The sequence below is a fragment of the Nocardiopsis halotolerans DSM 44410 genome (genome assembly GCF_000341065.1).
Taxonomy (GTDB): Bacteria; Actinomycetota; Actinomycetes; order Streptosporangiales; family Streptosporangiaceae; genus Nocardiopsis; species Nocardiopsis halotolerans.
The window spans coordinates 1-7,722 of record NZ_ANAX01000244.1; the positions used below are offsets into that span (position 1 = coordinate 1).

General features: G+C 70.5%; 7 protein-coding genes. 3 read left to right on the forward strand and 4 right to left on the reverse strand.

Features of this window, described 5'->3' with window-relative positions; all coding sequences use genetic code 11:
- From D455_RS0119070 to panB, 4 genes are all read right to left on the reverse strand, one after another.
- Positions 1-416 (reverse strand): hypothetical protein (locus D455_RS0119070; protein WP_017572305.1); only part of this gene is annotated, 416 nt, incomplete at its 3' end.
- 40 nt (positions 417-456) lie between these two features.
- On the reverse strand, positions 457-996 hold the full coding sequence (locus tag D455_RS0119075) for a hypothetical protein (RefSeq protein WP_017572306.1): 540 nt from the start codon (positions 994-996) through the stop codon (positions 457-459).
- Between the two features lie 520 nt (positions 997-1,516).
- On the reverse strand, positions 1,517-2,557 hold the full coding sequence (locus tag D455_RS0119080) for an LLM class F420-dependent oxidoreductase (RefSeq protein ID WP_017572307.1): 1,041 nt from the start codon (positions 2,555-2,557) through the stop codon (positions 1,517-1,519).
- A gap of 222 nt (positions 2,558-2,779) precedes the next feature.
- Positions 2,780-3,616, reverse strand: a complete 837-nt coding sequence (gene panB / locus D455_RS0119085; RefSeq protein ID WP_017572308.1) for a 3-methyl-2-oxobutanoate hydroxymethyltransferase — start codon at positions 3,614-3,616, stop codon at positions 2,780-2,782.
- Between the two features lie 430 nt (positions 3,617-4,046).
- Between panB and D455_RS0119090 the strand changes: the two genes are divergently transcribed.
- The 3 genes from D455_RS0119090 to D455_RS0119100 all read left to right on the forward strand — a co-directional run bounded on the left by D455_RS0119090 (position 4,047) and on the right by D455_RS0119100 (position 7,603).
- Positions 4,047-5,660, forward strand: a complete 1,614-nt coding sequence (locus D455_RS0119090) for an MFS transporter (RefSeq protein ID WP_051064661.1) — start codon at positions 4,047-4,049, stop codon at positions 5,658-5,660.
- A gap of 65 nt (positions 5,661-5,725) precedes the next feature.
- Positions 5,726-6,160, forward strand: a complete 435-nt coding sequence (locus tag D455_RS0119095) for an RrF2 family transcriptional regulator (protein WP_026122776.1) — start codon at positions 5,726-5,728, stop codon at positions 6,158-6,160.
- 249 nt (positions 6,161-6,409) lie between these two features.
- A complete protein-coding gene (locus tag D455_RS0119100; RefSeq protein WP_017572311.1) occupies positions 6,410-7,603 on the forward strand; it encodes a globin domain-containing protein in 1,194 nt (397 codons plus the stop codon).
- Positions 7,604-7,722 lie beyond the last annotated feature (119 nt).

Consider the following 7,722-nt stretch of genomic DNA (forward strand, 5'->3'; position numbering starts at 1 on the left):
CCCGGCGCGGTGGTGACGTAGGTGATCTGGCTCTCGGTGTGCGAGGTCGTCCAGGTGTGCTCGAAGGACTGCTCGTAGGACACGGAGAAGACCTCACCGAATCCGGCCTCGGTGGTCAGGGTCAGGCCCACGCTGTTGCTCTGGGAGGTGGTGTCGGACCACTGCACGGCCATGTCCTGGGGTCCCGAGGTGCAGTTGAAGACCTCGGAGCCGACGACGCGGCTCTCGGCGGCGAACGGTTCGGGCGCCCCGCTGGGGTGGAACTCGCAGACGTCCGTCTCCACGCCGCACAGCTCCAGCAGCTGGCGCACGGTGGGGACGTCCTGGGCGGCCGCGTACGCGGGGATCGGGGGTGCCGCGATCGCGCCGGCCGCCGCGACGGCGGTGGCGCAGAGTACGGCGTACGTGCGTCGCATGGTGGTTTTCCCTTCGGAGGGGTGGGGAAAACGGGCCGGTTCAGCCCAGGGTGGTGGAGACGGTGCGGTCGTTCATGAAGTCGCCGACGTAGCCGGTGTTCTCGCGGTAGGGGCCGTCGCGGTCACCGGTTCCGTCCGGTCCCGCGTGCAGCCACAGGGCGCATGTGGCCCACGGCTGGGCCGAGGAGATGAGGTTGCGCCACTCGGGCGGGAAGGTGTACCAGAATTCGGTGTCGTCGCCTCCGGTGCACAGGCCGTCGCCGTACAGGGTGAAGGACGCCCCGCCGAAGTCCTCGTGCTCGAAGTACGTGCCGATGATGACGTCCGAGCTGGCCGCCAGGGTGGAGACACCGCCTCCGTCCAGGGCCCGCTCCTGCTCTTGGAGCGTCCGCCCCGTCTGCTCCTCGGCGGCGGTGATCGCCGCGTCGAAGGAGGCGAAGCACCGCTCCAGGCCGGTGTCGACGTCGCTGATGCAGTGTCGCTCGGTGTCGGCCGCCGCGGGTGACGCGGCGGTGGCCGCGGTCAGGGCGGTGGCGGCGCAGAGGAGCGCGACACGTGGCCGTCGGTGTGCTGAGACCATGTGTTCTCCGTGTTCGTCCGGGGGTGAGACGTGACTTAACGCATGTTAATAGAACTCTCCGGCCCTCTTCGGTCACCCTCCGTGCTGCATCGGTCATGCGGTGGGACGATGACGGAGAAAGAATTTTTTCTTCGCCGGGAGATGTGGAAAGGAAGTTTCCCTTCTTCTTTCGTTCCCTGGCGGGTTGTCCGGCTGGTTCTCGGGCGTTGTGATGTCCGGACGCGCTCTCGCCTGCGCGTCCGCGGGCTCTCCCCGACTCGCGGGAGAGAGGGCGGCCACGCCCCCTCGGGAGTCGTGGCGTGGCGTGGATCGCGAACAGGGGTTCGATGGGTGCCGGGCTTCTGAGGGCATGTCGCCCACCGTGTTCGGTGACACGTGAAAGGGGCGCGAGCCCCGCTCCGCCCTTCCGGGCGTGTCCGGGTGGAGGCGCGTCACGCGGCGCGCCGGGCAGCGGAAGACCCCCGGAGACGACGGCGGCGCCGGTCCCGGGGACCGGCGCCGCGACGGGAGGGGTGACCGGTCAGGACACCCACTCCTTGACCTTCCCGATCAGCGCGGCCGGGTCCTCGCCCACGGGGACCACGTTGAGCTGGGTCACCCCGGCGGCGCGGAAGGCCTCCACCCGCTCGCGCACGTAGGACTCGGGGCCGACCATGTTGGTCAGCTCCACGAACTCCTCGGGCACGGCCGCGGCCGCCTCGTCTTTCCTCCCCGCCAGGTACAGGTCCTGGATCCTCTCCGCGGCCTCCTCGTAGCCGTAGCGGCGGGCGACCGTGTTGTAGAAGTTCCTGCCCTTGGCGCCCATGCCGCCGACGTACAGGGCGATCATCGGCCGCACGAGGTCCAGCAGTCTCTTGGTGTCCTCGCCCTCGCCGATCGCGAGCAGGCCGCCCGCGGAGATCTCCAGTTCGCCCAGGGACGGGTCGCGTTTGGCCCTGCCCTCCGCCAGTGCCTCGCCCCACACGGTGTCGGCCTTCTCGGGGATGAACAGGTGCGGCAGCCAGCCGTTGGCGATCTCCGCGGTCATCGCCACGTTCTTCACGCCGAGCGAGGCCACGTAGACGGGGATGTCGGGACGCACGGGGTGGTTGATGATCTTGAGCGGTTTGCCGAGGCCGGTGCCCCTCTCCGGAGGCAGGGGCAGCTGGAAGACGCCGCCGTCGTGGGTGAGGCGGTCCTCGCGCGCCCAGATCTTGCGGCAGATCTCGATGGTCTCGCGGGTGCGGGCGAGCGGCTTGACGTAGGGGACGCCGTGGAAACCCTCGATGACCTGCGGCCCGCTGGCGCCCAGACCGAGGATGGCGCGTCCGCCGGACAGGTCGTCCAGTCCGGCGGCGGTCATGGCGATGAGCGTGGGGGTGCGGCTGTACAGCGGCAGGATGGCCGAACCGATCGCCACGGTCTCGGTGCGTGCGGCGATGTAACCCATGAGGGTGGGGCTGTCGAACCCGTAGGCCTCGGCGACCCACACGGTGTCGAGTCCGGCCTTCTCCAGTTCGACCACCTGGTCGACGGCGGCCCTGGGCTCACCCGCGTACTGGAGCGGCATCGAGATGCGCATCTGTCCTCCCGGGAGGGCCGGTCCCCGGCCCCTTCGGCACTGGGTACGGTGCGACTCTACTCCCGAGTACAGTTCGGTTTGTTGTCCGGCTCACAGGTGTCTCCACGGGTCGAACCGGGACGGGGCCGGACACGCGGCCGCCGACCGGGATCGCTCCCGACCGGCGGCCCGTCACCCGTTCCGTTCAGTCACCGCGGTGGACGCGGTGGACGTGTTCCTCCGTCAGCTGGCGTAGGAGTGGCGCTCCTCGGGGAACGCCCCGCGGACGACCTCGTCGGCGTAGGCCGAGGCCGCCTCGCGCAGCGTCTCGTGCAGGTTGGCGTAGGTCTTCACGAACTTCGCCACCCTCGGGCTCAGCCCGGCCATGTCCTGCCACACCAGCACCTGGGCGTCCGTGGACGCCCCGGCGCCGATGCCCACGGTCGGGATGGACAGCTGCTCGGTCACCTGCGCGGCCAGCTCGGCGGGCACGCATTCCAGGACCAGCGCGAACGCGCCCGCGCGCTCCATCTCCTTGGCGTCCTTGAGCAGTCCGGCCGCGGCCTCGCCGCGGCCCTGCACCCGGTAACCGCCCATGGTGTTCACCGACTGCGGGGTCAGACCGAGGTGCGCCATCACCGGCACGCCCGCCGACACCAGCAGCTCCACCTGCGGAGCGACCGCGTGGCCGCCCTCCAGCTTCACCGCCTGGGCACCGCCCTCCTTCATGAAGCGGGAGGCCGACTCCAGCGCCTGCTGGGGCGAGGCCTGGTAGGCGCCGAACGGCAGGTCGGCCACGACCAGCGCCCGGCGGGTGGAACGGGCCACGGCCGCGGTCAGCGGGAGCAGCTCGTCCACCGTGACAGGANCGTAGACGACGTTGGCGGCCGAGTCGCCGACGAGCAGGACGGGGATACCGGCCTCGTCGAAGACGCGGGCGGTGAGCGCGTCGTAGGCGGTCAGCATCGGCCAGCGCTCGCCGCGCTCCTTGGCGGCGGCCAGGTCGCGGACCGTGACACGGCGGTTGGCGACCCCGCCGTACAGGGAGTTGGTGGCCGGGGTCTTCTCAGTGGTGCTCATGGTGCGTTCCTCCGTTGTCTCGAAGCACCTCGGGGGTGTCTCCGGACGTGTGGACGAATGGTGGTGGCGCGCTCGCGCGCCGGGTGACCGCGGGGGTCACGGATGGTCCTCGGGGGGACCGGACGTGTGCGGGGACGGTTCCGGTGCCCCGCGGGGCGGTGGAAGGCCGGTTCCGGCCGCCACACGCAAGCATCATCGCACGCGCCCGCCGTCTCTCTTTCCACGGGATACAACCCGATCCGGCATCCGGATGTTTCCCGACCGCGCCGGGGACGGTACGGGAGCGGGGGAGGGGGAGGGGCGGCACGTGTCACGTACCCCTGCCGCGTACCCGGGCCGAACGCCGGACGCGCCATGTGGCGGCGCCGCGCGGAAGCGCCGAGGGGTACGGTTCGACCTGGTGGACGGTTCCGGCGGTGGAGGTGGGTTCGTGGACGCGCAGACGGCGTACCGGCGCAGGTGGGGCGGCCTTGCGGTGCTGATCATCTGCCTGCTGGTGATCGTCGCCGACAACACCATCCTCAACGTGGCGCTGCGTACGCTCTCCGACCCCGAGGCGGGACTGGGAGCCAGCCAGTCGCAGCTGGCCTGGGCGATCAACTCCTACACGCTCGTCTTCGCCGGTCTGCTCTTCACCTTCGGCGTGCTCGGCGACCGGTGGGGGCGCCGCCGCATGATCGTGCTGGGCCTGACGGTGTTCGGTGCGGCCTCGGCGCTGTCCGCCTACTCACACAGCCCCGAACAGCTCATCCTGGCCCGCGCCGCGATGGGGCTCGGCGCGTCGATGGTGATGCCGCAGACCCTGTCGGTCATCACGAACGTGTTCCCGCCCGAGCAGCGCGCAAGGGCCATCGGGTTCTGGGCGGGCTCGGTCGGGCTGGCGCTGGCCATCGGCCCGTCGGCGGGCGGACTGCTGCTGGAGAACTTCTGGTGGGGGTCGATCTTCCTCGTCAACGTGCCCTTCGTGCTGATGGGCCTGGCGCTGGTGTTCTTCCTGGTGCCCGAGTCGCGCAACGAGAACCCGGGCCGACTGGACGTGTTGGGCGTGCTGCTGTCCGTTCCGGGTCTGGTGCTGCTCATCTACGGCATCATCACCGCGGGGGAGAGGGCCTCCCTGACGGACTGGGACGTCTGGGGCGCGCTCGTCGGCGGTGCGGCGGTGCTCACGCTCTTCCTGGTACACGAGTCGCGCGCCCACAACCCGTCCCTGGACGTGCGCTTCTTCCGCAACCCCCGGTTCAGCGTCGCCATCGCCATCATCATGGTGTTGTTCTTCAGCATGTCCGGGATCATCTTCTTCCTGAGCTTCTACTGGCAGAGCGTCCGGGAGTTCTCGCCGTTCGTGGCGGGGCTGCTGGTGCTGCCCTCGGCGCTGGGACAGATGATCATGGCGCCGCTCAGCCCGACACTCGTGCGCTGGGCGGGTCCGCGCGTGGTCGCCGCGGCGGGCGTGCTGAGCGTGTGCGCGTGCTTCCTGTTCTTCACCCAGCTGGAGCGGGACACGCCGCTCCCGCTCATCGTCGGTTTCTTCTTCCTCCAGGCCGCCGCGATGGCGGTGGTCCTGACGCCCGCCACCGACGCGATCATGTCGTCGGTGCCGCCGGGCAGGGCCGGGGCCGCCTCCGCGGTGCAGAACACCGTCCGGCAGGTGGCGACGGCCATGGGCGTCGCTGTCCTGGGCGCGGTCATCTCCTTCCGGTACCGGGCGGGGATCACGCCGACCCTGGAGACGTTCGCGCGGGAGGAGGCGGAGGGGTTGGACGGAGAGGAGCTGCGCTCCGCCGGTGAGTCGATCGAGGGCACCCTGGCCATCGCCCGGAACCTGGGGGAGGAGGGCCGGGCGCTGGTGGGCCCCGCCAAGGAGGCGTTCATGTCGGGGCTGCACACCGCGGCGGCGGTGTCGCTGTGCTTCGGGTTGGTGGGGTTGGTGGTGGTCCTGGTCTGGATGCCGCGCGAGAGCGGACGCCACCAGCCCGTGAACGCCCCGAACGAGGAGGACTCCGACGACTCCCACGACCCGGACGGGCACAGGGGCGTCCGCTGATCCTCCGCCGGATCGAGTCCGGGAAGGTGGACCGGCCATGGGAGCCGGTCACCTACGTTGTGTACATGCGTCTGACCGCTTTCACCGACGTCTCACTGCGGCTGGTCATGCGGCTCGCGGTCGCGGAGGAGGGCGAGCTCCTCACCACCAGGGCCGTGGCCGGAATGCTCTCCGTGCCCTACACGCACATGGCCAAGGCCGTGGCGCGGCTGTCCGACATGGGGTTGGTCGAGGCACGGCGCGGCCGGAACGGCGGCCTGCTCCTGACGGAGAAGGGCCGTTGGGCGTCGGTCGGGTCGATCGTGCGTGAACTGGAGGGCGGGGGAGACCTGGTGGGGTGCGAGGACGACCCGCCCTGCCCGCTGCGTGAGGCCTGTCGGCTGCGCGGTGCCCTGCGCGAGGCACGCGAGGCCTTCTACACCTCGCTCGACGGCGTCACCGTGGAGTCCCTGGTGGCACCGCCCACTCGGGACACCCTGACCCTGCTGCGCGCACACTAGCTGGCTTCGGCGCTCCGCACTCGCTGTGAGCGCAAGACCGCGCTGTGAGCGCAGGGGTGCGCTGTGAGTACGGGGTCGCGGAGGACAGGGCGGGCCGGTGAACCCTTCCGCTCACCACACCGGACACGGCTGTCGCCTGGCTCACATCCCCGGACACGCCCCGGATCCGGGGCCTTCCGAGGCGGTTTTAATATGCATCCCAGATGAGAATTTTCCGTTCCGGGGCGACAGTCCCGAGAAGGAGGACGCATGCTCTCAACCGAGTCCGCCGCCACGGTCCGGGCCACGATCCCCGTCGTGGCCGACGCCCTGGACACCATCACCGCCCGGTTCTACGACACGATGCTCGGTGAGCGTCCCGAACTCCTCGACGGCCTGTTCAACCGGGGCAACCAGTCCTCCGGGGAACAACGCAGGGCCCTGGCCGGATCGATCGCGGCCTTCGCCGCCCTCCTCCTCGACCACCCCGACGAGAGACCCGACGCCCTGCTGTCCCGCATCGCCCACAAGCACGTCTCCCTCGGCGTCACCGAGGACCAGTACGTGATCGTGCACAGGTACCTCTTCGACGCCATCGCCCACACCCTCGGGGACGCGGCCACCCCCGACGTCGTCCGCGCCTGGGACGAGGTCTACTGGCTCATGGCCGGATCCCTCATCGCGCTGGAGGCCCGCGTGTACGCCAGCCGGGGGCACTCGGGCGGCGAGGTCTGGCGCTCCTGGAGGGTCGCCGACCGCCGCCAGGAGACCTCGGACACCGCCTCCCTCACCCTCGAACCCGAGGACGACGCTCCGCTCCCCGACTTCGAGCCCGGACAGTACGTCAGCGTCCAGCTGCTCATGCCGGACGGTGTCCGTCAGGCCCGTCAGTACTCCCTGACCGGTGGGGACGGAAAGCGCCGCCGTATCACCGTCAAGCGCCTGAACGCCGGGGACACACCCGCCGGTGAGGTCTCCACCCTGCTGCACGACACCGTCGTACCCGGCGACACCCTCACGGTGTCCACCCCGGCGGGCGACGTGACCCTGGCCGAGGGCGACCACCCCGTCGTGCTGGTCTCGGCGGGGATCGGCTGCACGCCCATGCTCGCCATGCTCAACCGGCTCGCCGAGCAGGACAGCGCCCGCACGGTCCTCGCCCTGCACGCCGACCGCAGCCCGGAGGACCACGCCCACCGCGAGGAGACCGCCGCCCTGGTCGACGCGCTGTCCGACGCGAGCGCGCGGAACTGGTACGAGACCGGTGGCGACGGCGACGGCGAAGGCGATCGGGGGCTGATGGACATCAGTACGGTGGACCTTCCCGAGAACGCCGACGTCTACCTGTGCGGACCGCTGCCGTTCATGCGCAACGTGCGCGCCCAGATGATCGACGCCGGGGTGCCCGCACGCCGTATCCGTTACGAGGTCTTCGGCCCCGACCTGTGGCTGGGCGCGAACTGATCCGAGAACCCACGTTCCTGCACTCTCTGGCCCCGGAGGGTTCCCGGCGCGAGACCGGGAACTCCTCGTGCGGCGGTCAGCGTCCAGCCCGCTGATGGTGGCGGTGGCGACGTTGGCAC